Source organism: Bacteroides fluxus YIT 12057 (genome assembly GCF_000195635.1).
In the GTDB taxonomy this organism is placed as follows: domain Bacteria; phylum Bacteroidota; class Bacteroidia; order Bacteroidales; family Bacteroidaceae; genus Bacteroides; species Bacteroides fluxus.
The window spans coordinates 1-1,299 of record NZ_GL882667.1; the positions used below are offsets into that span (position 1 = coordinate 1).

Annotated in this window: 2 protein-coding genes and 1 pseudogene; all 3 read right to left on the reverse strand. The window is 47.6% G+C overall.

All coding sequences use genetic code 11. The features are described 5' to 3' along the window. The coding region (locus tag HMPREF9446_RS12370) for a nucleoside-diphosphate sugar epimerase/dehydratase (RefSeq protein ID WP_009126015.1) at nt 1-545 on the reverse strand (545 nt) is incomplete at its 3' end. 12 nt (nt 546-557) lie between these two features. Next, nucleotides 558-1,058, reverse strand: a complete 501-nt coding sequence (locus HMPREF9446_RS12375) for a UpxZ family transcription anti-terminator antagonist (protein WP_009126016.1) — start codon at nt 1,056-1,058, stop codon at nt 558-560. 62 nt (nt 1,059-1,120) lie between these two features. Continuing rightward, nucleotides 1,121-1,299 (reverse strand): annotated as a pseudogene (locus HMPREF9446_RS18415) (transcriptional regulator); the annotation flags it as partial.

Genomic DNA, 1,299 nt, shown 5'->3' on the forward strand with positions numbered 1-1,299 from the left:
CGCAGGCGGTAGTGGTTACGCAGGTTCACACGCAGGGTTTTGGCGATGTTCACGCCCGCTTCCCTGGCTCCGTAGATAAAGACGTTGGCACTGTGCGAACTGTCAAAATTCAAGGCTTCAAAAGCTGTCTTGACAATGATGCGGAAACATGCCATCATGGCGAAACTGATGACATAGGACATGAACAGCACACTGGGCGGAGCCAGATAAGAACCAAAGCCGTTCCCCGTCAGGACACTTGCCGACATCAGCAGTGCATACGCCACCGTCAATGATACGAAAACACGCATGATATCCACGAAAGAGGAAAAGCGCAGTACATTGGAGTAGGTACGGAAAACCCGGAAAAAGACAAGATTGACAATGACCACCCATAAAATAGTCTTGTCAATGGAAGAGGAATCCAGAAAAATACTCCTGAAATCGTATCGTAACGCATAGGCCAAAAGACTTGAAACAAATACGACAAGTACGTCGATTGACAGGATAGCCCACACCGGCAGCACTTTCAACGAAAAATTCTGTCCGAATATTCCTCCGTTCATAAAATATTGTAATTATCTGTCCGAATCAACATACTCCCAAGGATAGGGGTTGTCAGTCACATTCCGGAATTCCTCGACAGCCTTTCGCTGCTCTTCCGTTAATGAAGCTGGATTCCAGGAGGCGATGATTGCACGGGCTTCATCCGCAAGAGAGTCATCAAAGACCTCACCGTAACAGACAGTAAGCAAGCGGAGTTTCAGCAGGGAAGACGGGAGAGCCTCAAGAATATCCCAACAACGGTCCAATACTTTCTGAACATGTTCCTGCTTCTCGCCATGGTCAATGAACGAGGCACTGTAACCCATCAGAAGAGCAAGACAGACATTGGCCTGTTCTTCGACAGTGACACCTTTAGCGACGGAATCATACAAAGCCGTAGCCAGACGGTAAACTTCACCGTTACGGCGGGAAAGGTCATCGCTATAAACGGGACTTCCGTCCATACCCAGATACATCAGTTCATACGCAGCACGCTGGAGAGTTACCGCTTCTTCGGAAAGAGAGGTGTTCATTTATGAGTTAGATTTATAATTTACGAGTTACAAATAGGCAGAAGGAAATGATCAACGGGCAATTATCTGATTACTTCTATCAAGTCCGGATGGATAGTCGCCATGGCAACGGCAATTATCCCCTGTATCTGGATGACCACACGACGGTCACGCGCACCCTTTACTTTCAGGAAAACGCCCTCCTGTCCCTCAAAGTCACCGCCGGTAATACGGACTTTAGTACCTTTCGACAAATTCAACT

What these genes read in the sequence shown, in the direction of transcription:
- HMPREF9446_RS12375 (WP_009126016.1), bottom strand. Translation starts at nt 1,058, where the DNA reads ATGAACACCTCTCTTTCCGAAGAAGCGGTAACTCTCCAGCGTGCTGCG.